The 23758-nt window shown below is 53.1% G+C and carries 20 protein-coding genes; 6 read left to right on the top strand and 14 right to left on the bottom strand.

All coding sequences use genetic code 11. The features are described 5' to 3' along the window. Positions 1-70 precede the first annotated feature (70 nt). Positions 71-553 carry a type 3 dihydrofolate reductase gene (locus DCX48_10010; GenBank protein QXE14810.1) on the top strand — a complete coding sequence of 161 codons (483 nt, stop codon included), beginning with the start codon at positions 71-73 and terminating at the stop codon, positions 551-553. Positions 554-644: 91 nt separating this feature from the next. Here DCX48_10010 and DCX48_10005 read toward each other — a convergent pair whose 3' ends face one another. Beyond that, a complete protein-coding gene (locus DCX48_10005; protein QXE14809.1) occupies positions 645-1550 on the bottom strand; it encodes a LysR family transcriptional regulator in 906 nt (301 codons plus the stop codon). Positions 1551-1661: 111 nt separating this feature from the next. Here DCX48_10005 and DCX48_10000 point away from each other — a divergent pair, with 111 nt between their 5' ends. After that, positions 1662-2186, top strand: a complete 525-nt coding sequence (locus tag DCX48_10000) for a DMT family transporter (GenBank protein QXE14808.1) — start codon at positions 1662-1664, stop codon at positions 2184-2186. Between the two features lie 279 nt (positions 2187-2465). Beyond that, positions 2466-2660 (top strand): hypothetical protein, encoded by a 195-nt coding sequence (locus DCX48_09995; GenBank protein QXE14807.1) that lies wholly within the window; start codon positions 2466-2468, stop codon positions 2658-2660. Positions 2661-2730: 70 nt separating this feature from the next. On the opposite strand, the gene apaH is transcribed toward DCX48_09995, so the two are convergent. From apaH to lptD, 6 genes are all read right to left on the bottom strand, one after another. Next, positions 2731-3576: a bis(5'-nucleosyl)-tetraphosphatase (symmetrical) gene (gene apaH / locus DCX48_09990; GenBank protein ID QXE14806.1), complete on the bottom strand. Its 846-nt coding sequence runs from the start codon at positions 3574-3576 to the stop codon at positions 2731-2733. A 2-nt stretch (positions 3577-3578) separates the two neighbouring features. Beyond that, positions 3579-3956 (bottom strand): Co2+/Mg2+ efflux protein ApaG, encoded by a 378-nt coding sequence (apaG, locus tag DCX48_09985; GenBank protein QXE14805.1) that lies wholly within the window; start codon positions 3954-3956, stop codon positions 3579-3581. 12 nt (positions 3957-3968) lie between these two features. Next, positions 3969-4787 carry a 16S rRNA (adenine(1518)-N(6)/adenine(1519)-N(6))-dimethyltransferase RsmA gene (rsmA, locus tag DCX48_09980; GenBank protein QXE14804.1) on the bottom strand — a complete coding sequence of 273 codons (819 nt, stop codon included), beginning with the start codon at positions 4785-4787 and terminating at the stop codon, positions 3969-3971. Then, positions 4780-5781: a 4-hydroxythreonine-4-phosphate dehydrogenase PdxA gene (gene pdxA, locus DCX48_09975; protein ID QXE14803.1), complete on the bottom strand. Its 1002-nt coding sequence runs from the start codon at positions 5779-5781 to the stop codon at positions 4780-4782. Before pdxA ends, rsmA begins: the two co-directional genes overlap by 8 nt. After that, positions 5781-7076: a peptidylprolyl isomerase SurA gene (gene surA / locus DCX48_09970; protein ID QXE14802.1), complete on the bottom strand. Its 1296-nt coding sequence runs from the start codon at positions 7074-7076 to the stop codon at positions 5781-5783. The genes pdxA and surA overlap by 1 nt, the downstream gene beginning before the upstream one ends. 100 nt (positions 7077-7176) lie before the next feature. Continuing rightward, complete coding sequence (gene lptD, locus DCX48_09965; GenBank protein ID QXE14801.1) at positions 7177-9540, bottom strand: LPS assembly protein LptD; 2364 nt, start codon at positions 9538-9540, stop codon at positions 7177-7179. Between the two features lie 187 nt (positions 9541-9727). On the opposite strand from lptD, the gene djlA reads away from it, so the two are divergent. Further along, entirely contained in the window at positions 9728-10603 is an 876-nt protein-coding gene (djlA, locus tag DCX48_09960) for a co-chaperone DjlA (GenBank protein QXE14800.1), read from the top strand. A 96-nt stretch (positions 10604-10699) separates the two neighbouring features. Here djlA and rluA read toward each other — a convergent pair whose 3' ends face one another. The 4 genes from rluA to DCX48_09940 all read right to left on the bottom strand — a co-directional run bounded on the left by rluA (position 10700) and on the right by DCX48_09940 (position 18698). Continuing rightward, positions 10700-11353 carry a bifunctional tRNA pseudouridine(32) synthase/23S rRNA pseudouridine(746) synthase RluA gene (rluA, locus tag DCX48_09955; protein ID QXE14799.1) on the bottom strand — a complete coding sequence of 218 codons (654 nt, stop codon included), beginning with the start codon at positions 11351-11353 and terminating at the stop codon, positions 10700-10702. Between the two features lie 198 nt (positions 11354-11551). Continuing rightward, entirely contained in the window at positions 11552-14455 is a 2904-nt protein-coding gene (gene rapA, locus DCX48_09950; GenBank protein QXE14798.1) for an RNA polymerase-associated protein RapA, read from the bottom strand. Positions 14456-14640: 185 nt separating this feature from the next. Next, positions 14641-17004 carry a DNA polymerase II gene (locus DCX48_09945; protein ID QXE14797.1) on the bottom strand — a complete coding sequence of 788 codons (2364 nt, stop codon included), beginning with the start codon at positions 17002-17004 and terminating at the stop codon, positions 14641-14643. A 113-nt stretch (positions 17005-17117) separates the two neighbouring features. Then, on the bottom strand, positions 17118-18698 hold the full coding sequence (locus tag DCX48_09940) for a GGDEF domain-containing protein (protein QXE14796.1): 1581 nt from the start codon (positions 18696-18698) through the stop codon (positions 17118-17120). A gap of 147 nt (positions 18699-18845) precedes the next feature. Here DCX48_09940 and DCX48_09935 point away from each other — a divergent pair, with 147 nt between their 5' ends. After that, on the top strand, positions 18846-19616 hold the full coding sequence (locus tag DCX48_09935; protein ID QXE14795.1) for a DedA family protein: 771 nt from the start codon (positions 18846-18848) through the stop codon (positions 19614-19616). Positions 19617-19651: 35 nt separating this feature from the next. On the opposite strand, the gene ilvN is transcribed toward DCX48_09935, so the two are convergent. From ilvN to ivbL, 3 genes are all read right to left on the bottom strand, one after another. Beyond that, the gene (gene ilvN / locus DCX48_09930) at positions 19652-19945 is read right to left on the bottom strand and encodes an acetolactate synthase 1 small subunit (protein QXE14794.1); all 294 of its coding nucleotides are present in this window, start codon (positions 19943-19945) and stop codon (positions 19652-19654) included. A gap of 5 nt (positions 19946-19950) precedes the next feature. Next, complete coding sequence (gene ilvB, locus DCX48_09925) at positions 19951-21630, bottom strand: acetolactate synthase large subunit (GenBank protein QXE14793.1); 1680 nt, start codon at positions 21628-21630, stop codon at positions 19951-19953. A 95-nt stretch (positions 21631-21725) separates the two neighbouring features. Continuing rightward, on the bottom strand, positions 21726-21848 hold the full coding sequence (gene ivbL / locus DCX48_09920; protein ID QXE17208.1) for an ilvB operon leader peptide IvbL: 123 nt from the start codon (positions 21846-21848) through the stop codon (positions 21726-21728). A 286-nt stretch (positions 21849-22134) separates the two neighbouring features. Here ivbL and DCX48_09915 point away from each other — a divergent pair, with 286 nt between their 5' ends. Beyond that, on the top strand, positions 22135-23757 hold the full coding sequence (locus DCX48_09915) for a xylan 1,4-beta-xylosidase (protein ID QXE14792.1): 1623 nt from the start codon (positions 22135-22137) through the stop codon (positions 23755-23757). The last annotated feature ends 1 nt before the right edge of the window (position 23758 follow it).

Here is a 23758-nt window from a genome sequence, read left to right as displayed (position 1 = left end):
CTTAATATCGACGAGCGAAAGGGCTTTCCGTATAGTGTCAGCAATTTTCTGACCTACAGGGTTTTTCACCATGGTTATTAGTTTGATTGCTGCACTGGCAGTGGATCGCGTGATTGGCATGGAAAACGCGATGCCGTGGCATTTGCCCGCCGATCTGGCATGGTTTAAGCGTAATACGCTTAATAAGCCGATTATTATGGGGCGTAATACCTTCCGCTCTATCGGTCAGCCGTTGCCCGGCAGACTGAACATTGTCGTCAGCAATCATCCGGGTGATGACGAGCGCGTGGCCTGGGTCTCTTCGCTGGACGCTGCGCTGGCGGCGGCAGGTGAGGTTGAGGAAGTGATGGTGATTGGCGGTGGCAGCGTCTATCAGCAGATGTTGTCGCAGGCTAACCGCCTCTACCTGACGCATATTGATGCCGAAGTGGAAGGCGACACGCATTTCCCTGACTATGAGCCGGATGAATGGCAGTCTGTTTTCAGCGAATTCCATGATGCTGATGAGCGCAACTCACACAGTTACTGCTTCGAAATTCTGGAACGCCGCTAGGAGCACTTTCCTGCAATAACGTTCCGTCGGTAATACGATGAATAGCCAAACCCGCCTCGCTGCGGGTTTTTTCGTTTTCTGGGCCAGATGGTTAATCCACAACCTGACAGCTCTCCCAAATGGCTTTTCTCAGCCAGCGATGTGCAGGATCGCTCTCGCGACGCGTATGCCATACCTGCTGGAATGCAAAATTGGGGATTGTGAATGGAGGCGGAAAAATGTGCAAATCTGGTGTATTGATTCGGGTCATGCTACGCCGTGCTGCGGTCAAAACCAGATCGGTACCGGCAATAAGATTGATGGCGGCATGCCAGTGGGGCAATGTCAGCACAACATTGCGCGCTCGGCCGCTTGCTGCCAGCGTGCTGTCAATTTCATTAGCCGAATCAGGATGCATCGTGACCAGAATATGTGGCCGCTCCAGCCACGCGTCAAACGACAGCATACCGTTTTCCGGCAGCGTGTTACGGTCCGCCAGACAGGCAAAATGCTCTTCAAAAAGAACTTCGGCGTGTACCTCGGGTGGGCGTTCAGGGAATACACCGAGGCTCAAGTCGATTTCTCCATCGTTCAACTGTGCCAGCATCATTTCACGGCCAGCATGGCTGATAGCCAGTGAAATGCCGGGAGCCTGCATGCGCAAATGCCGCATGAGCGTTGGCAACACCGCATTCGTACCGTAATCAGAGAGGGCCAAACGGAAATGTCGCGTGCTATGGCGCGGATCGAATGATGGGGTTTGTATCAACACATTCAGCTGTTCAAGCGCGTGTTCCAGCGGGCCGAGTAGCGCCTGAGCCCGGGTCGTTAGCGTCAAACCAACCTCACGCCGGACTAATAGCGGATCGTTAAAAATCTGACGCAGCTGTGATAATGAATGGCTGACGGCAGGCTGGCTGCGGTGCAGGCGCAGCGCAGCTCGCGTGACGTGTTTTTCCGTCAGCAAAGCATGAAGCGTTAGCAGCAGATTCATGTCGATACGACGCAAATCATCCATTCTATGAATTCCTTCTGTATGAATTACGAATTTCCATCAGTTTAATGGATGCTTGAGTATTGGAACATCCCAATGACGTTGTGCATTTCATATTGTGAGCCAGGGGGTTCCATGTCGTTATTTTCTTCCTTTTCTCTCTCACTGCTGTTGCCACTGGGTATTGCTGTGCTTGCCGGGAGCATTGTGCCTTTTCAGGCTGCCAGCAATGCGGCGCTGGGGCGTTCATTAGGCCATCCGCTTTGGGCAACGCTGGTATCTCTGTTGGTTAGCATTTGCGTGCTGTTGCCGATCTTGTTTGCGGCTCGGGTACCCGTTCCAGCGGTTGGTAATGCCTTACAGGGATCGTGGTGGATCTGGTTGGGTGGGGTGGCGGGCGTTGTTTATATCACCGCTGCGCTATTGCTGACGCCACAGCTCGGTGCTTCAGGCTTTATTGTCTGCGTGATTGTCGGTCAGGTTGTCGCATCGCTGATTATCGATCATTTTGGTTTGATGGGGCTGGCGGTGAAGCCCGCGACTCTGGGACGAATAGCCGGTGTCGCGTTAATAGTCATGGGTATGCTGGTGGTGCAATGCTCCGCGACTTCTCAACCGCGGGTGACACATGTTGTTGAACCTCATAAGCCCCCACATTGAGGGGTACCTCCGAATGTTGGCCATTTAAGCTCGTTTTTAGGGGAAATACAGGGGGAGGTTCCCGTAGGGACGCCTCAGCCTGTGGTCACCCCGTGTATCTCGATCTTTAAACAATTGGCGGTTAGGGCATCTCTTCACTTTCCAACGTTTGCCGGTCACATTTCCGTCACCTGCCATTGCTAGTATAGAAACACGCTGTCGCTCGCGTAGTTAAATTGAAATGTGGTTAATTCGAAATACATGTAAATCACTGTGTTTGATACGAAGGAGGCAGTACATATGGCGAATAAAAACAGTAATCTGAATACTGACCGTTTGAGCGATCCGCGCCGCCGTGAATTACCATTGGGTGGAGTAGAAACTGTGGGTCTGGCTGGGCTTCTTGGCGGTGGCGTGTGGTCTATTCCCGCCGAGGCGTTAGCCGTTCCGTCATCCAAAAAGAGTCAGTCTGGGACGACCTTCCCCTTTCTGTGACACTTTCCCTTTCTATGACAATAGTACGGCTGGTGATGAGGTGGATGCATCCGTGCATCTATTCACTGAGTCAGAGCGTGATATCACCTGAGAGTTCGGTATTTGATGAGAGTGACGGTTGCGTGAAATAGCGCTTGTCGTCCCAACGTAGCATAGTCAGTTCTCCCCCCCAACAGCACCCGGTATCTAGCGCATAAATGTTTTCCGGCGTGCCTTTCCCTTCCAGTGATGCCCAGTGGCCGAATGCAATAGCGTATTCCCCAGCAACTTGGCTCGGCAGATCAAACCACGGTTTTAGCAGTGAAGGTGCCTGACCCGGCTGCTCTTTGCAGAGCATATCTAACTGCCCGCCAGAGAAGCAGTAGCGCATGCGGGTAAAGACATTGGTGCTAAAGCGTAGGCGAGCCAGACCGCTGAGTTCCGGGCTCCAGTGGTTCGGCATATCGCCATACATGGCATCAAGGAAGAGCGGGTAGCTGTCGCTGCTCAGGATCGATTCGACTTCGCGTGCACACACCAGTGCCGTCGGCAGGTCCCACTGTGGTGTTATGCCCGCGTGTGCCATGACCAGCTTCAGATCTTCATCAACCTGTAAGATCGGTTGGCGACGTAGCCAGTTGATTAGCTCGTCTGCGTCCGGTGCAGTGAGGAGATCATTGAGACGATCTTTCGGCTTATTGCGGCTGATACCGGCATAAACGGCCAGCAGATGCAGATCGTGATTGCCAAGCACCATACGGACAGATGAACCGAGAGAACGAACGAAGCGCAGAACCTGAAGCGAGTCCGTCCCGCGTGCAACTAAATCGCCAGTTAGCCAGAGCGTATCTTGCTCAGGATTAAAGGAAACTTGCGCCAATAGCGCTTTAAGTTCAACTAAACAGCCGTGAACATCGCCAACTAAATAGGTAGACATAATTAATGTATCAGTGAGGGGATTGCCAGTCGGAAGACGGGGATTGGGACCTGAAACGCTTTACTCTGATGGTCAACCATATGGTAGTGGCCTTCCATTGTGCCGAGGGGCGTTTCCATGACTGCACCGCTGGTATATTGGAACTCGCCGCCAGGCTCGATAATCGGCTGTTCACCGACTACGCCTTCACCCTGAACTTCAGTCTGACGGCCATTACCGTTGGTGATCAGCCAATAACGCCCCAAAAGCTGGACTTCATGACGCCCCAGATTGCGAACCGTAACCGTGTAAGCAAACACGAAACGTTCTTCATCAGGCTCTGATTGTGATTCCACATAGAAGCTCTGAATTTGTACACAAACACGGGGCGCATTAATCATGATGAACTCCAGTTATTCCTGTTTTGCAGGATGCTCGCTCAACCAGTTTGCCAATCGACAATATTGCTCAACGGTCACATTCTCTGCGCGGCTGGTGACATTGATACCCAGCTCGGTGAGCGTTTCTGGGGTGAATAGGTTGCCCAGACTGTTACGCAATGTTTTACGGCGCTGGTTAAACGCTTCCGTGGTGATGCGGCTCAGCATTCGAATATCGCTGACTGGGTAGGGGAGCTCGGCATGAGGGACGAGTCGCACTACGGCGGAATCAACTTTAGGTGCGGGCTTGAATGCCTCTGGTGGCACTTCAAGCACCGGAATTATCTGACAATAATACTGTGCCATAACGCTCAGGCGTCCAAAGGTTTTACTGTTTGGCCCTGCTACTAAGCGGTTAACCACTTCTTTCTGCAACATAAAGTGCATGTCACGGATAGATTGAGTATAGGTGAATAAGTGGAACATTAGCGGTGTGGAAATATTATACGGCAGGTTGCCAAAAACGCGCAGCGGTTGCCCAGCCTGTTCAGCGAGCGCGGCGAAATCGATCGTCATGGCGTCTTGCTGAATAATCGTCAGCTTATCTTTCAGCGTTGGGTGTTTTTCCAACCGTGCTGCCAGATCTCTATCCAGCTCAATAACGGTAAAACGATCCATCCGTTCGCCAATGGGCGCGGTCAGCGCGCCGAGGCCTGGGCCGATCTCTACTACTGCTTGACCCGGCTGAGGATGAATCGCCGATACGATGCTATCGATCACGAAGTGATCGTTTAAAAAGTTTTGCCCAAAACGTTTACGGGCGAAGTGACCTTGGTGTACGCGATTATTCATTACTATTCTTTATCATTTTAATGGCAAGATTTAATGCCGTGATGAAACTACCGGGGTCAGCGCTGCCGGTTGCGGCCAGCTCTAGTGCTGTGCCGTGATCGACCGATGTGCGGATAAACGGTAACCCCAGTGTGATATTAACAGCGCGCCCGAAGCCCTGATATTTCAGAACCGGGAGCCCCTGATCGTGATACATCGCCAAAACGGCATCAGCGTGTTGCAGATACTTTGGCTGGAAAAGTGTGTCGGCAGGCAACGGCCCAATCAGCGTGATGCCCTGTTGCCGTAGCTCGTCCAGTGCCGGATTAATCACATCCAACTCTTCACGGCCCATATGGCCGCCTTCACCAGCATGAGGATTCAGTCCACAAACATAGATCTGTGGTTGAACGATGCCGAATTTTGTCTGCAAATCATGATGCAAGATCGTGATGACTTCATGCAGGCTCTGGCGGGTAATTGCCGCAGAAACGGCAGCAAGCGGTAAATGCGTGGTCGCTAAAGCGACGCGCAATTCTTCCGTCGCTAGCATCATGACAACACGCTCACGGCTGCTGCGATCGGCGAAAAATTCAGTGTGCCCGCTGAAAGGAACACCGGAATCGTTGATAATGCCTTTATGTACTGGGCCGGTAATCAGCGCGGCGAATTCGCCGTTTAGGCAGCCATCACATGAACGGGCTAATGTCTTAACGACATAAGCGCTGTTAGCCACATTCAATTGACCTGCAATGACGGTTGCTGATGCGACGATCGGCAGGATGGTGAGGCTACCTGCCTGTTGTGGTTGTGCGGGCTGGCCGGGTTGATAGTCACGCAGCGTCAGCGGCATAGACAGCTGCAATGCGCGAGTTAATAATAGGTCAGGATCCGCACAGATCACTAGCTCTACAGGCCAGGCCTGCTGTGCCAGAGCAATCACCAGATCGGGGCCAATCCCACCGGGCTCGCCGGGGGTGATCACAACGCGTGGCGTATTGCTCTTAGTCTGCATTAGTTAGTGGCACCATTAATCACTTTGACATAAGCCGCTGCACGCTGTTCCTGCATCCAGGTTTGCGCTTCTTCAGCGAATTTACGATTAAAGATCATACGGTACGCTTGCTCTTTTTGCGCCGCGTCGGTTTTATCAACCTGACGAGTGTCCAGCAACTGAATCAGGTGCCAGCCAAAAGAGGAGTGAATCGGTTGGCTGATTTCGCCTTTCTTCAGTTTCAGCAACGCATCGCGGAAAGCCGGATCGTACATATCTGGAGAAGCCCAACCAAGGTCGCCGCCCTGATTCGCCGATCCAGGATCCTGAGAAAGCAGTTTGGCTTGTGCAGCGAAATCGGTGCTACCGTTTTTGATCTGCTGTGCTACGTCGGCCAGTTTGGCTTGCGCCTGACTGTCCGTCATCACCACAGACGGTTTGATCAAAATATGGCGAGCGTGCGTTTCAGTTACCGATACGCTTTTGTTACCGCCGCGAATATCGTTAACTTTCAGAATGTGGAAACCCACACCAGAACGGATCGGGCCGACGACTTGGCCTTTCTGCACCTGTGTTAAGCGTTCAGCAAACAGCGTTGGAATTTCCTGCAACTTGCCCCAGCCCATTTGGCCGCCTTTCAGCGCCTGAGAATCAGATGAATAGGTGATGGCCAGCTTACCGAAATCCGCCCCTTCGTTGATTTGTTTCACCAGAGACGTTGCCAGATTTTCCGCTTCATCAACCTGCTGTTGAGTCGGGTTTTCCGGCAATGGGATCAGAATATGGCTCAGATTCAGCTCATCATTCTCGCCGGTCTGGTTCGCAATCTGCTTAGCCAGCGTATCGACTTCCTGTGGCAGTACGGTAACGCGACGACGGACTTCATTGTTACGCACTTCCGAAATCAGCATCTCTTTGCGAATCTGGCTACGGTAGGTGTTGTAGTTCAGACCTTCATTAGCCAACTGACTCTTTAACTGATCGATAGACATCCGGTTCTGAGCGGCAATATTAGTAATTGCCTGATCCAACTGCTCATCCGTCACCTGGATACCCATCTTCTGCGCCATTTGCAGGATGATATTATCCATGATCAGACGGTCGGTAATCTGATGACGCAACGTGGCATCATCTGGCAACTGCTGCCCGGCCTGCTGGGCGTTCAGTTTTACCGACTGCAAAAGACTGTTTACATCGCTTTCCAATACGACGCTGTTATCGACGACTGCTGCGACCTTATCAACCACCTGTGGTGCTGCGAACGCGGTAGAGGCACTCAGTGCCAATCCGAGAATAAGCGTTCTCCAGTTCTTCATACCTTTCCCATTATTTCATCCGCAAGGCGGGTTAAAAGTTCCAACGTTTCAGTGAAACAGCCTGTTTACTATCCTTATCGACCCAGCACTCTGCATGACATCAGAATGCGCGCTGGTAAGGCAAAATACCCGAGCGCAGCATTTTGTCAGAACCCAAGCCGTAATTACTGCTTAAACCACGTAACTCGATATTAAACGACACTTTGTTGTCGTATTCACTGCTGCGGCTGGCGCTGTTCCAGTCGGTAATTTTACGTTCATAACCGACGCTCACGGCCCAACAGCAGGTATTGTACTGTAAGCCAATAAGCTGATTTGCCGGCTGATTGGCCTTGGTGTCGTAATAATAAGCACCCACAACAGCCCAACGTTCGACGATCGGCCAGCTAGCGGTAACACCTACCTGCGAAATACCTTGCTGAGAACCTTGGTTGGTCACGTTCGGCAGCATGTCGCGGATATATTCAGGGCTAGCGTAGCGGTAGTTTAACTGCACCAGACGTTCCGCATCACGACGGTATTCTAACACGGCGTCGCCCAGCGCGACTTCGTTCAGACGATTGTCATATTGCAGACCACCGCGAACGCCCCAACTGTCATCGATTTTCAAGAAAGAATCACCGGCCCATACCTGACTGCCGTTATTATCACTTTTATCGAGCGACGTGTTGCGGTCACCGGTGCGAGGACGATCGAAGTAATAGATTTGACCAATAGAAGCGTTAAAACGTTCAACCAGCGCATCATCATAAATACGCGTGGTGACACCGGTCGCAATCTGATTCGCGGACGCGATGCGATCCAGACCGCTGTAGCTGCGATCGCGGAACAGGCCAGAATAGTCGGTCTGCATCAACGTCGAGTCATAGGTATGGATGCTGCTCTGATCGCGATAAGGTACGTACAGGTATTGCGCGCGAGGCTCCAGCGTCTGGGTATAGGCTTGAGACCAGTCCATTTCGCGTTCAAAGACCATTTTGCCATCGACTTTATATTGTGGCATGACGCGGTTAACGGAACTCTGAAGCGCGTTTTTATTAACATCGCTGACAGTCGGGTCGGCACGGTAACGATCCAGATTATCTTGTTGGTAGTGCGTCGCTAATAGTTTGGCTTCGGTATTCAGGCTGGCCCAGCGGTTTGCCAGCGGGAGATTTAGCGTTGGCTCAACGTGCAGACGTGTCGCTTCCGGCCGATTGTCGTTGACGTTGGTAAATTTTACCGCCTGACCATAAAGGTGCATATCAACTGGGCCGATATCATTCTGGTAGTAATTGATATCAAGCTGTGGCTCAGCGCGGTAGACATCACGACTGGTCGCATTGGAAAAGACCTGGAACTGTCTGGTGGACAGTGTGGTATTCCAGTTTTGGTTCGCATAGCCCGTACTGAGTTTTTGGGTAACGTAACCATCGGTGGTTGAACCGTAATGCGAATCCAGATCGGTGAAGTAGCGGTCGTCGCTGACTTTTGTATAGTCTGCGTCAAAACGCCACACCTGATCCATTACGCCGCTGTGGCCCCAGTGGAGTAGCCAGCGGGTATCATTATCGTCTTGCTGTGAGGTTTTGGCGTATTCACTGTCGCTAGGTAGCCAGTCGAACTGAATAACGCCAAGGCCCGGTGTGGTCAAGTAGCGGAATTCGTTCTGCCACTGCATGCCACGTTTGGTTTGCAGATGCGGCGTGATGGTGGCGTCAAAATTAGGGGCGATATTCCAATAATAGGGCGTCAGCAGTTCAAAGCCATTGCTGCTACCATATTTCGCATTGGGGATCAGAAAGCCAGAGCGTCGTTTATCGCCGATAGGAAGTTGTAAATACGGGCTGTAGAATACAGGCACGCCACCAATCTTGAAACGCGCGTTCCAGATTTCAGCAACCTGTTCTTCTCTGTCTTGAATCACTTCCGAACCGACGACACTCCAGCTATTATCTCCCGGCAGACAGGACGTGAAGGAGCCGTTTTCCAGAATGGTGTAGCGATTGCTGTCACGCATTTTCATTTTGTCGGCGGAACCACGCCCTTGACGGCCCACCATCTGATAGTCGCCTTCATAGACGTCGGTATCTTTGGTGTTCAGGTTGGCCCAGGCTTTAGGGCCTTTTAGGATGACCTGATTATCGTCGTAGTGGACCTTTCCCGTCGCGGTAATAGTACGCGTAGGCGTGCTACCCTGCGTTGCCGGATCCAACTGGTTCAGCTCCACCTGTTCGGCGGTCATGATGCTGTTACCCTGCTGGATGTTAACATTGCCGATGAATTTGGCATTGTCGGGATAGTTGGCTTCGGTTTTGTCGGCCTGAATATTGACCGGCAGCTGATTGGGATCGCCTGTTACCAGCGGCCTGCTGTACGTGGGTACACCCAGCATGCACTGTTCAGCGAGATCGGCCAGCGCGTGCTGGCTGTAAAGCGCCGACCAAACCAGAGTGGCCAGCAGAGTTGGGAAACTTTTTTTCATACGTGTTATCAGGTGTTCCGTCATCAGGGGCATCATGTCGGCAAACGGTCAGAGACTATATCACTCGTTAGCGTTGCGCCAGTGTTAAATCCCCACCGCTTATATACGCACCGCCGTTAGGTGCAAAGATAAATGACAGGTATGATAAAGCAATTTTTAGCTGACGGCATGAGGATTTGAGGAGTATATGCGGTATTGGGGAAAGTTGCTGGGGTTGGCGCTGGGAATCGTCTCAAGCACTGGCATCTGGGGAATGATCATGGGCTTATTGATGGGGCATTGGATTGACAGAGCCCGGGCATCGCGTCGCCGTGATTATTTCTCTGCTCAGTCTACCCGTCAGTCATTGTTCTTTCTCACGACCTTTCAGGCCATGGGGCATCTGACCAAATCCAAAGGCCGGGTGACGGAAGCTGATATCAATATAGCGACCAAAATGATGGATCGCCTCGAGCTGTTTGGTGACGCTAGAGCTGCCGCCCAACGGGCTTTCCGCGAGGGAAAGGCTGGCCAATTCCCTTTGCGAATAAAATTGCGCAAGCTGCGTGACGCCTGTCTGGGGCGTTTTGATTTAATTAAGATGTTTCTGGAAATTCAGCTTCAGGTCGCGTTTGTCGATGGTGTTCTGCATCCGAATGAACGTCGTGTGCTGTATGTGATTGCTGATGAACTGGGCGTGACGCGTGAGCAGTTTGAGTTTTTCCTGCGGAATATGGAAAGCCCCACTGGGCAGCAGTCTCGGCAGAATCAGTCACGCCAAAACGGGAAATCGCAACAACGCCGTAATAACGGTTACTCCAATGGACACTCTTATGGCGGCCAACGCCCGCCCTCACCGCTACGTGGGCCAACGGTCGAGAGCGCCTGTCGTACGCTGGGTGTGCGCAGTAGTGATGATGCCGTGACGATTAAACGCGCCTATCGCAAACTCATGAGCGAACATCATCCCGATAAGCTGGTCGCCAAGAAACTTTCGCCGAGAATGATGGAGATGGCCAAGCGCAAAGCGCAAGATATTCAGGCCGCTTATGAATTGTTGAAAAGCGCGAATCAGACAAAATAATCCGTATCCTTCCCCCTTCATTGCTTCCCTCTTTTACCGCTTCACATTTTATCGTGCCATCAAGCCAGATTTGAAAACACCAACAGCGTGTTGATCTCAGAAATCCGCTTCGCAACGAAAGTGCATCGGGGTATTGAAAGCCGGATGCGTGATAGCCAGCTCTTGTGCGTGCAGTAAAAGGCGGGGTGCCATCGCTTTGGCATCAGGATGCGCATAAAACCCATCGCCGAGGATAGGGTGGCCGAGTGCCAGCAGATGGACGCGCAGTTGATGGGAGCGACCGGTAATCGGCATCAGCTTGACGCGTGTTGTACCGTCATCGTCACGCGAGAGTACCTGATACTCTGTCTGTGCTGATTTTCCTGTTTCAAAGCAGACTTTCTGTTTCGGGCGGTTTGGCCAGTCGCAGATCAGTGGCAGATCGATGACGCCTTCATCCTGTGCCATATGTCCCCAGACGCGGGCAAGGTAGGATTTCTTGGGCTCGCGCTCGCGAAACTGACGTTTTAATTCGCGCTCGGCAGCTTTCGTGAGTGCGACGGCGATCACGCCGCTGGTTGCCATATCCAGACGATGAACGGATTCGGCCGTGGGGTAGTCAGCCTGAATGCGGTTCATTACGCTGTCTTTGTGTTCTGGCGCGCGGCCGGGAACCGACAGCAGACCGCTGGGTTTATTCACCACCATGATGTGCTGATCCTGATACAGAACATGCAACCAGGGATCGGTAGGTGGATTATAGGGTTCCATTCACGCTCCAAAATACGCAAAAGACAGGGACGTCGTTGCTGTTTGATCGAGATACACGGGCCTATCACGGGGCGAGGTGTTCCTGCGGAAACCTCATCCCCGCGCTTTCCCTAATATGCTGCTATCCGTACGCTGAAAAACCTAGCTGCCCATACTACGCATAACGCATAACGCATAGGACGGGCGACGGGCGGCACATTACTGATGCGTTACCACGACCAGACGGATCGCATCCAGACGCCAGTTGGCCTCGTGCAGATTGCTCAGCACCTGCTCGCGCTGATTTTCCAGCGCGGTCAGCTCATCTTCACGAATGTTAGGATTGACGGCTTTCAGCGCTTCCAGACGTTCCAGCTCGCGGCGCAGTTGCAGATCGGCCTGCTGTTGCGCTTCAGTGATTAGCTGGCGCGCCTGCGTTTCCACCAACGCTTCTGCCTGTTGCAGCATAGCGTGAACATCGGATTGCACTGCATTCACCAGCTTGCTGGAAGTATGGCGGTTCACCGCATTGAGCTGACGGTTAAAGCTCTCAAACTCCACCTGTGCGGCCAGATTCGTGCCTTTACGATCCATCAGCAGTCGAACCGGTGTTGGTGGCAGGAAGCGGGTCAGTTGCAGGTGTTTTGGTGCCTGAGCTTCCACAACGTAAACCAGTTCTGCCAACAGTGTACCGACCGGCAGCGCTTTATTTTTCAGCAAGGAAACCGCACAGCTTCCGGTATCGCCGGACAGCACCAGATCGAGCCCGTTACGGATGAGCGGGTGTTCCCAACTGATAAACTGCGCGTCTTCGCGTGAGAGAGCCTGATCGCGATCGAAGGTGATCGTACAACCGTCCTGCGGCAGACCGGGGAAATCCGGCACCAGCATATGATCGGATGGTGTCAGAATGATCAGATTATCGCTGCGATCTTCCTGATTGATGCCAACGATATCAAACAGGTTCAGGGCGAATGTCACCAGGTTGACGTCATTATCCTGTTCGGCAATGGCTTGTGCCAACAGCTGAGCCTGTTCGCCGCCGTTAGAATGCATTTCCAGCAGACGATCGCGACCTTGTTCAAGCTGTTGCTTCAGGCTGTCGTGCTGTTGGCGGCAGGTATGGATAAACTCATCCAGTCCCTGCTGTTCACCGACGGTCGTCAGTCGCTCGATTAACTGTGCATGGTGCGCATCATAGATGGTGCGACCTGTTGGGCAGGTGTGCTCAAACGCATCCAGCCCTTCGTGATACCAGCGTACCAGCAGAGCCTGGGCGGTGTTTTCCAGATACGGCACCAGAACCTGAATTTCTTTTGCCTGCCCGATGCGGTCCAGACGGCCAATACGCTGCTCCAGCAAGTCGGGGTTGAACGGCAGATCGAACATCACTAAATGGCTGGCAAACTGGAAATTACGGCCTTCGGATCCGATCTCTGAACAGATCAGCACCTGTGCGCCTTCTTCTTCAGATGCAAAATAGGCGGCGGCGCGGTCACGTTCCAGAATAGACAGCCCTTCATGGAAGACGGCGGCGCGAATGGCTTCACGCGTGCGCAGCACTTGCTCCAACTGGAGCGCTGTCGCTGCCTGTGCGCAGATCACCAACACTTTTTCATCACGGTTGGTGGTCAGGTAGTTCAGCAACCATTCCACGCGCGGATCGAAGTTCCACCAGGTGGCATCGTCCCCTTCGAGCTGTTGATAAATTTGCTCAGGGTACAGCATATCGCGCGCGCGGGTTTCCAGTGGCTTGTTCGCATTCATAATGCCGGAAACTTTGATTGCCGTTTGGTACTGCGCTGGCAGCGGCAGGCGGATTTGATGCAGGACACGCTGCGGGAAGCCTTTAACGCCCTGACGCGTATTGCGGAACAACACACGGCTGGTGCCGTGGCGATCCATCAACATGGTGATCAGTTCCTGACGCGCCTTCTGATTGTCATCGCTGTCGCTGTTGATGGATTTCAGCAACGGCTCAATGTCCTGTTCGCCCAGCAGATCGCTTAGCACATTCAGTTCAGCCGCTTGGGCTTTTTCACCCGCTAACAGCAGTGTGACGGCATCGGCGACCGGACGGTACTGCTGCTGTTCGGCAACGAATTCCTGATAGTCATGGAAACGGTTGGGATCGAGCAGGCGTAAGCGTGCAAAGTGGCTCTGCTGGCCAAGCTGTTCCGGCGTTGCGGTTAATAGCAAAACGGCCGGAGTGGCGCGTGCCAGCGCTTCAATAGCCTGATATTCCGGGCTGGGGCTTTCTTCACTCCAGACCAGATGGTGGGCCTCATCCACGACCAGCAGATCCCAGTCGGTGTTAACTAACTGCGCAAAGCGCTGGGCGCTGCGTTGAACAAATCCCAGCGAGCAGATCACCAACTGTTCAGTTTCAAACGGATTGCTGCTGTCCAGCTTGGCTTCGGCATAGCGCTCGTCGTCAAACAGTGAGAACAGCAGGTTAAAGCGGCGCAGCATTTCAACCAGCCACTGATGTTGCAGGGTTTCCGGTACGACAATCAGCACGCGACTGGCACGACCCGCCAGCAATTGCTGGTGGATGATCATACCGGCTTCAATGGTTTTCCCTAGACCGACTTCGTCCGCCAGCAAAACGCGTGGCGCATGGCGTTGGCCGACTTCATAAGCGATGTGAAGCTGGTGGGGGATGAGGCTGGCGCGCATGCCGCGCAAACCGCCCCATTGTTGCAGCGCCTGCTCGTTCTGATGCTTACGGGCGCGATAGCGCAGCGCAAAGCGATCCATACGATCAATCTGTCCTGCGAACAGGCGATCTTGCGGTTTGTTGAACGTGAGTTTGCTGTCCAGAAAGACTTCACGCAGTTCCGCTGGCGTTTCGTCGTCCAGGCGTTGGCCGCAATACACCAGCAACCCTTTTTCTTCTCGCACGTCATCAATCTTGAGCTGCCAGCCTTCATGGCTGGTGACGGTGTCGCCGGGATTGAACATCACACGGGTGATGGGGGCGTCACTGCGGGAATAAAGTCGGTTTTCACCGCTGGCAGGGAAAAGCAGCGTTATCATACGCGTATTGACGGCAACAACCGTTCCCAGTCCAAGTTCGCTTTCCGTATCGCTGATCCAGCGCTGACCAAGTGTAAAAGGCATAAATTCTTAGCTCGATGTTCGTCTGTGTCGGGGGAATGTCTGATTACATTATCGAGTGCTGATAATGCTGCGATGCAAATTCAGAAAGGGCGTTATGGTAATGGATGACGGCGCATTCGTCACCTCTCAAAACTTGCTGTACCGTGAATTAACCGCTTTGATTTAAGATCATCCGATCTAGGCATTTAAAATAATCCCATCTGACCTGTCACCAGTGTAGCAAAATCATCATGCAGGAAAGGAAGAATGGCGTCCGCAACGGGTTGGAGCTGGCGTTCTACATAATGCTGATAATCCAGCGGTGAATGTCGGGTTTCCAGCGGTTCGGGGCCGTTGACGGTCATCACATAGCTGATCCAGCCACCGTTTTGGTATTGCAGTGGCCGCCCTTGCTGGCGGTTATAGTCATCGGCGATTTTAGCGGCTCTGGCGTGTGGCGGCACGTTGCGCTGGTAATCGTCAAGCTTGCGGCGCAGCCGTTTACGGTAGATTAGCAGATCGTCAAAATCACCGTTCAGCGTATGGTCAACATAATCCCGCAGCCAGTCCTGATAAGGCTGTTGTTGAAAAATCAGCAGATAGAGCTGTTGTTGAAACTGCTGCGCCAGCGGTGTCCAGTCGGTACGCACGGTTTCCAGCCCTTTGAACACCATCTTTTCGCCCTGTGGCGTGTCGATAAGTCCGGCGTAGCGTTTTTTACTGCCTTGTTCCGCGCCGCGAATCGTCGGCATCAGGAAGCGGCGAAAATGCGTTTCAAACTCTAACTCCAGCGCGCTGGTTAACTGCTGGGTGTCTTGCAGATGCTGTGTCCACCACTGATTAACGTGTTGCACCAGTGATTTGCCAATCTTTGCGGCTTCCTCTGCACTGTGCGCATGTTTAAGCCAGACGAACGTGGAGTCGGTATCGCCATAAATCACTTGATAGCCTTGTTCTTCTATCAACTCGCGCGTTTTACGCATGATTTCATGACCGCGCAGGGTGATAGAGGAGGCGAGGCGTGGGTCGAAGAAACGGCAGCCTGTGGCACCCAGTACGCCGTAAAAGGCATTCATGATGATCTTCAACGCCTGCGACAGTGGCTTATTGTTGGTACGCTTCGCTGCTTCACGCCCTTGCCAGATTTGCTCGACAATGGCAGGCAAGCAGTGCTGTTCACGGGAGAACCACGCACCACGAAAACCGGAGACAGCGTGCTGAGCGTCTGGATTCTGTGTTCCCACTGCCAGCCCGACTGGGTCGATCAGAAAGGTGCGGATAATCGAGGGATAGAGGCTCTTATAATCCAGTACTAAAACCGAATCATAGAGGCCGGGACGCGAATCCATCACAAATCCGCCGGGACTGGCTTCAAGCGCGACCTCGCCCAGGTTGGGGGCGACATAACCCATGCGGTGCATGCGCGGTAAATAGAGGTGAGAAAATGCCGCGACGGAACCACCGCTACGGTCTGCTGCCAGCCCGGTGACGCTAGCGCGTTCCAGCAAGAAGGGCAACAGCTCGGTCTTGTCGAAAATACGCGTGACCAATTCGCAGTCTTGCAGGTTATAGCGAGCGAGTGCAGGCTTATCTTCGGCAAAACGGCGGTCGATTTCATCCATCCGCTGATAGGGCGTGTCGATGGCTTTGCCTTCTCCCAGCAGCGACTGCGCGACAAACTCCAGACTGAATGAGGCAAAATTCCACGTTGCAGATTTGAGTGCTTCAATACCGTCAATAATCAAACGACCCGTTGCGCTGGCAAAGAAATGTCCCTGTTTAAAACCGTGTTCTCGCCATTCCAACGCCTGCCCGTTGCGCCCCAGCTTGAGTGGGATGTGGTAGCGTTCGGCATGTTTCTGCAAAACGCGCAGGTCAAACTGCACCAGATTCCAGCCGATGATGGCATCGGGATCGTGCTGCTGCATCCAAGTGTTCAGCTTTTCCAGCAGTAGCGGGCGGCTGGCGACGTACTCAAGATTAAAATTATCGTGTTCAGGCGTACCGTTAGGCGGGCCGAGCATGTAAACCTGGCGCTGTCCGCAGCCTTCCAGCCCGATGCAGTAAAGCTCACCGTGGCGGTTGGTTTCGATATCCAGTGAGACCAGCCTGAGCGTCGGGCGATAGTCAGGATTGGGTTTCATGCGGGCTTGCGTCAGCAGGTTGTCTGATGTGGGTGTACCGTTCAGCCATACGGGCGCGGTGATAAAGCGCTCCATAAGGAAGCGTTCCGGCGGGCGAATATCCGCTTCGTAGACCTGAACACCTCCCTCTCGCAGTAACTTTTCCAACCGCAGTAGCTGACGGTATTGCGGACAATACAGCCCCAACAGCGGTTGATGATGGAAATCCTGCATGGCGAGCGGCTTTAACTGCCAGCGTTTTTCCTGCTGTAAGAGTGTTCTTGCAAGGGCTTCCTGCTGTGCGGGAATAAAGGCAATAGCCTCTTGTACTGGCAGCCGTGCGAGCAGCGGGCCCTCATCGGTGGCCAGCCAGAATTCAACCTGCGTGCCTGCTGGCGTATCGTTCCAGTGGCGGGTCAGTAGAAACCCCTGACGAACCTGAGTCACTAAGCGGCCTTTTATAGCAAGCGAGATAAGGAAGGAGAATAACGCTAAGTATGGTTATTTATACAGGTAATGTCCAGCGGCATCACCTGTTATAAAGGCAGGGGAAGTTGGGGTTAATACTCGTCGTGTACGGCTGAAACCACGCGATTGCGGCCTTCTTGCTTGGCTTTATACAGAGCCTCATCCGCTAGCTTGAAGGTTCGCTCGATTGATATATCGTTGACGGCCGGTTGCCACAGCGCCACGCCCAAAGAGATCGTAATACTACCCACAACAGGAATGGTTGATTCCTGCGTGCGTTGCCGCAGACGTTCGGCAATGTCGAGTGCCACATCCAGCGTGGTTTCCGGCAGCAGGATCAGGAACTCTTCGCCACCGCTGCGGCACAGAATATCGGAATCGCGCGAGTTGCTACGAATCAACTGCGACAAATCACGAATGACGTTGTCCCCCACGTCGTGCCCGTAGGTATCATTGATGCGTTTAAAGCGGTCGATATCCAGCGCGATGACGGCAAAACTTTTCTGCCCCATCTGCCAATAGCGGAGAGCGCTATCCAACCCACGACGATTGAGCAGTTCAGTCATCGGGTCTGAGTGTGCTTCAGAGCGTAATTTACCAATCTTACGCTGGAGTAAATCGATACCCAGTAACATCGCCTGTTTGAGCTGCGAGGCTTCAAAATACCAAGAATGGATATTTCTAATATCATCGGAGACGTCTGTTGCATCCATCTTATTCGCGCTGCGTGCCAATAGCCAAAGCGGCTGCGCGATGAGCCGGGCAAGCAGCCAGACGCAGAATATGGTTAAAAGCGCTAGCGGAAGCGTGTGGCGCAGAACGTTTAGCATCAGGCCATCCAGTGGTTTCAGCGTAATGTCTGTCGGGCGGAGTGCGACAATCTCCCACTGCGAGGTGGATTCAACGGCATAGCCCGCTAACATTTTCTCACCCAGATAGTTCACCATATGCTGACTGCCATTATCCTCGTGCAGCGCGTCGATCTTCAGGTTATTGGTTTCTGTTTTGTCAATACGCTCTATATCGCGGTGATACAGCATTTGTTTGTTTTTATCGGTGACGTAGATATAAGAGCCGTCGCGGTAATAGTGTTTATCTAATAGCGTATTGAGAACACTAGGCTGTTTAAGATAGATCGATCCACCGACAAAGCCTTTGTAGCGCCCATCCCGTGTGAAAATCGGTGTAGATATCAGCACGATGAAGTTATTGGCGGCAGAAATATAGGGTTGGCTAATGAGAGAGCGCCTTTCTTTCAAGGCTTCGAGTGCGCCGTCTGTTGTCAGGCTTTTTCCGATTAGCTGGAAGGTATCGGGTGATGTTGCTCTGACGATACCTTTTTCATCGGCAATGACGACAGAGTTGAAATTGCTGGTCTGTAGCCGTAAACGCTCAGCTTCTTTAAATAGACTCGCTTTATCATCCATCTGGGTGGCGACGATATTGGCGCTGTAGGCTAACTGTTGCTGAGATTCTTTAAAGAAAGAATGAGTCATTGCCGCTAGCTTGGTGGCGTAAACGCGATTGGCTTCAAGTGTGTTATCAATCAGAAGCTCTCGTTGGACGCGGTAGCTGGCATAAAAACTGTTTGCCAGCGTCACTAATGCGCTTGCCACTGCCAGAAGTAGGATAAGGCGTCGTAACCCGAGATGGTTGAGTAGTTTAAAAAACATAGTGGCAGTGCGGCACGGTGGCAAAAAATGACCGCTATCATAAGTGTAGATGCCCGTCGGTGCAAAAGAATTGACCAGTAATCAGGAGTTGACGGCTTCTGCTATGATCCAGACAATCTTTGTTTTTATAAAGTACGGGTAGGTTTTATGGAAGCGTGGCTGGATCATCTGGTTACTCAATCACTCGCGTATTCACTGATCGCCGTCATGCTGGTTGCCTTTCTGGAATCTCTGGCTCTGGTGGGCCTGCTGCTGCCGGGCACGGTAATGATGGCAACGCTGGGGGCGCTGATTGGCAGCGGACAAATGGGGCTGTATCCAGCGTGGGCGGCTGGAATTATCGGTTGCCTGCTCGGGGACTGGATTTCTTATTTTATTGGCATGCGCTTCAAAGCGCCGCTGCATAATTGGTCTTTCCTGAAAAAGTATCAGGCGTTACTGAATAAAACCGAATATGCCCTGTATCAACACCCGATGCCGACGATATTGATCGGGCGTTTTGTCGGCCCGACGCGGCCATTAATCCCGATGGTGGCGGGAATGTTGGGCTTACCGCCTTATAAATTCGCGGTGCCGAATATCATCGGCTGCCTGCTGTGGCCACCGGCCTATTTCTTACCCGGTATTCTGGCTGGGGTTGCGATTGATATTCCCGCAGGGGCCAACAGCGCGGGCTTTAAGTGGTTGTTGCTGGTAACCGCCATCGTGGTGTGGGTCGCAGGCTGGTTAAACTGGCGCTGGTGGCGCAGTGATAAGCGTAAACAGCATGATTGGTTTAGCAAAAAGGTGCCGCTCAGACGCCTGCGTTGGGTGGCTCCAGTGATATTTGTGGCGGCGGTTGCATCGTTGATCGTGCTGATTCAGCACCCGCTGATGCCGGTTTACCGGCACCTGTTGTGGCAGGTGCTCAACGGGTGAGATTGGGCAGGCCGGGGAAGACCCGGCCACGCCATCTAGCAGTAAAACTCGGCGACCTGCTCGAAAATACGCATTTCTTCCCCGTGACGACGTACCTGAAGGACGTCTTCCAGTTTCTCCACCTGACTGATCATCTGCTGTAGTCGTTGGTCATCTTTGACAAGTAGCCAGATTCGGCTTTCTTCACCGTTTGCCAGTGGCATACAGAGAATGCCTTCTACGTTAAATGCCCGGCGGGCAAACAGGCCGCAAACGTGTGACATCACGCCGGGGTGATTGCGTACTGAGAGTTCTAGCGTGACCTGATTTGACGTTGGTTGAGTTTGCATAGTCATTAATCTCCGATCATATCGATGTTCGCTGCGCCCGGTGGCACGATGGGGAAAACTTTTTCATTGGCGTCAATGCGTACGTGGATCAACGCTGGACCGGGTTGATTGAGCGCTTCTTTCAACGCGGCCTGCGGGTCGGCTGCCGCATTCAGATCGCAGGTTGCAAAGCCGAAACCTGCGGCAATGGCGAGAAAATTGGTGTTGTAGCGGTAATCGGCGGCGAAGATACGCTGCTGGAAAAACATATCCTGCTGCTGGTGAACCAGACCGAGTGACTGATTGTTCATCAGGACGATTTTTACGTTGAGCCCTTCTTCTGCCGCGGTCGCCATTTCCTGAATATTCATCATCAGGCTGCCATCACCCGAGAAACACACCACGGTGCGATCCGGTTCGGCCAGCGCTGCGCCAATCGCCGCAGGCAAGCCAAAGCCCATCGTGCCAAACCCGCCGGATGTCAGCCACTGGCGCGGACGACGCAGTGGGTAAGACTGAGCGACCCACATCTGGTGTTGGCCGACATCGGTCGTGATGATGGCATCATCCGTCAGCGCCTGCGCCGTGGCCTGAACCAGTCCATAATGGCTTAATGGGTCGTCAGCATTCGGCATGCTGAACGGAAATTCCTGTTGCAGCCCGCTAACGGTTGCACGCCATACGCCACGCTGCTGTGGGGTGATATGTGGCAGCAGATGATCCAGCACCTCGGCGACATCGGCATTGATCGCCACGTGCGGCTGGCGGATCTTGCCTAACTCGGCCGGATCAATATCGATGTGAATGATGCTGGCCTGTGGGCAGAATTGTTCCGCTTTACCAATGGCACGATCGTCAAAACGCGCACCCAGCACAATTAACAAATCCGCCTGTTCTAAGATCAGATTGGTTGATCGTGCGGCGTGCATCCCCAACATACCGAGCGACAGCGGATGATCTACGGGCATAGCACCCAGAGCCATCAGCGTCATGGTAGTTGGCAGGCTAGCGCGTTCCGCCAGTTGAACCGCTTGTTCGTGTGCGACACCGCTAATAATTCCGCCACCCAGATAGAGAATCGGACGCTGGGCTGCGTTAATCATGGCCGCAGCCCGTTCAATTTCCTGCTGAGCAATAGTCGGTGGCGTATCGAGAGGGAAAATGTCTGGCAGTTCGCTCAACTCAATGGTCGCGTTCTGAATATCTTTTGGAATATCGATCCACACCGGGCCGGGACGGCCCGATTGCGCGATGCGAAAGGCTTCTGGGATCACGCGCGGCAGTTCGTTGATATCACGAACCAGATAGTTATGTTTGGTGACGGGAATGGAGATGCCGTAAGTGTCGACTTCCTGAAACGCATCGGTGCCGATCATGCTGGAAGGCACCTGACCGGTGATGCACACCAGCGGGATTGAATCCAGTTTGGCATCGGCGATGGCAGTAATCAGGTTGGTCGCCCCTGGGCCGCTGGACGCCATACAAACCGCAGCGCGTCCGCTGGCTCGCGCCATGCCTTGTGCCATAAATCCCGCGCCTTGCTCGTGGCGGGCAAGAACATGGCGGATAGTCTGACTTTGGCTAAGAGCATCATATAACGGCAGTGCCGCGCCGCCGGGAATGCCCGCTACGGTGGTGATACCCTGCTGTTCGAGCAGCCGAACAATCAACTGAGCGCCTGTATAACGCATGTTTACATCCTTCATCAGGGCCGGTGCGGTGTCGGAGCGGGGAGGGTAGAAACAAGAAACCCCGCTCGGCTGGCGCCGGCGGGGTTTGAGAATCTTCGATTCGGAACCCGTTACGGCGCGCTGCCGACGACGACCACGACGACTGCCACGAGCACGACGACGACCGCGTCAATATGCGCGGTGTTTAGTAGTGCTGAAGTGGAAGAAGAGTAGTGCGTCACGGGAATCCTAATTTATGTTCGGGTTATTTACATTCGAGCGCTTTATGGTCGAGCGTTGTGTTCGAATGCGTCATCAATCGCCAATCCATATAAGCACAGCAGTACAAAAAGACACAATACCCACAAGGGATAAAAACTAAAAATGTCTCATTGATCACAATATATTGATATTTCGTCGCGCTATTACCGCTTAATTTTTCATCCAAAAGCCAGAGAAGCGTGACTGTTTTCACAACTGGAACACGGTTTCAATGTTATAAATTATCAAATAATCATTGAGATAATGGGGTGGTAATAAATGAGTATCTCCCGAACGGTGGGGAAAGGCGCGCTGAGTGGCATCTTGCTGATGGCGATGGGTATAAGCCAGGCGATCGCCTGTCAGGCTGGCCCCGCCAACGAATGGATGCGGGGTATTGAACAGCAGCGTCAGGCGGATTTGGGTAATGGCTGCTACCTCAACCCTATCATTGCGGGCGATCATCCCGACCCTACGATTATCAAAGATGGGGAGGATTACTACATGACGTTCTCGTCATTTGACGATATCCCCGGACTGCTAATTTGGCACTCGCGCGATTTGGTGAACTGGCAGCCGCTTGGCCCCGCGATAACGATGCCCGTTGACGCAATTTGGGCTCCAGATCTAGTGAAGCACAACGATAAATATTACCTCTACTTCACGACGAACCGGATTATCGATGCCAAAGGGACGAAAAAGAAAACGCTGTATGTGATCACCGCCGATGATATTCGCGGCCCGTGGACGCCGCCGAAAGATACTGGCTTGAAAAATCCGGCCAGCGATCCCGGCCATGTAGTGGGGGAAGACGGTAAGCGTTACATCTTTATGTCTGGCGGCAACCGTGTGCAGTTAACGGATGATGGGCTGTCGACGGTCGGTGAAATGGAGGTGGTCTATCAGGGATGGCAGTACCCAGAAGCGTGGGATGTGGAAAGCTTCTCGCAGGAAGGGCCGAAGATGTTGCGCCACGGCGACTACTTCTACATGGTGCTGGCGGAAGGCGGCACGGCTGGGCCACCAACGGGACACATGGTGATTGCGGCTCGATCGAAGTCGATCAACGGGCCGTGGGAAAACTCACCGTATAACCCGATTATCCGCACGCAGGATCGTTCAGATAAGTGGTGGTCGCGCGGTCACGCGACGCTGATCGAAGGGCCGGATAAAAATTGGTACATGGTGTATCACGGGTATGAAAACGGCTTTATGACGCTGGGTCGGCAGGCAATGCTGGAGCCGATTGTCTGGGGTGCTGACGGCTGGTTTACCTCTGCTGGATTCGATACCGGCAAACCGATTCGTAAACCGGAAGGGGGCGAGGCGGTGCCTCACGGCATCGGTTGGTCTGATAGCTTCACCGACGAGAAATTTCCGGCTCGCTGGCATTTTTACCGTGCTAATGCGGAAGAGCTAAAGCGGGTTACGCTCACCGACGGCAAGCTGCACCTGAAAGCAAAAGGAACATCGCCAAAAGACAGTGCGCCGCTGACGATGATCCCCGGCGATCAGGCTTACCAAATTGAAGTCACGGCGAATTTCGCCCCCGGAGCACAGGCCGGTTTACTGCTGTTCTACAATGCAAAACTGTACGTCGGGCTGTCGTTTAATCAGTATGGCACGGTGATGCACCGCTATGGGCTGGAAAGGGCGGAGAAGAAATTGCCGCACATCACGGGTAATGAGGTGCAAATTCGGATGAAAAACGATCGCCACATCGTGACGTTTTACACCCGAACCTCGGATCAGGAACCGTGGAAGAAATATCCGGTGCAGATGGAAGTGTCCGGCTACCATCACAACGTCGCGTATGACTTCCTCAGCTTGCGGCCAGCGTTATATGCGTCGGGCGAAGGCGAGGTCACGTTCAGTAACCTGCGCTATCAGGCTTTACCTTAAC

The sequence above is a fragment of the Pectobacterium atrosepticum genome (genome assembly GCA_019056595.1).
Classification (GTDB): domain Bacteria; phylum Pseudomonadota; class Gammaproteobacteria; order Enterobacterales; family Enterobacteriaceae; genus Pectobacterium; species Pectobacterium atrosepticum.
Note: the sequence above shows the minus strand (reverse complement) of the source record. Positions and strands in the feature narration are given on the sequence as shown.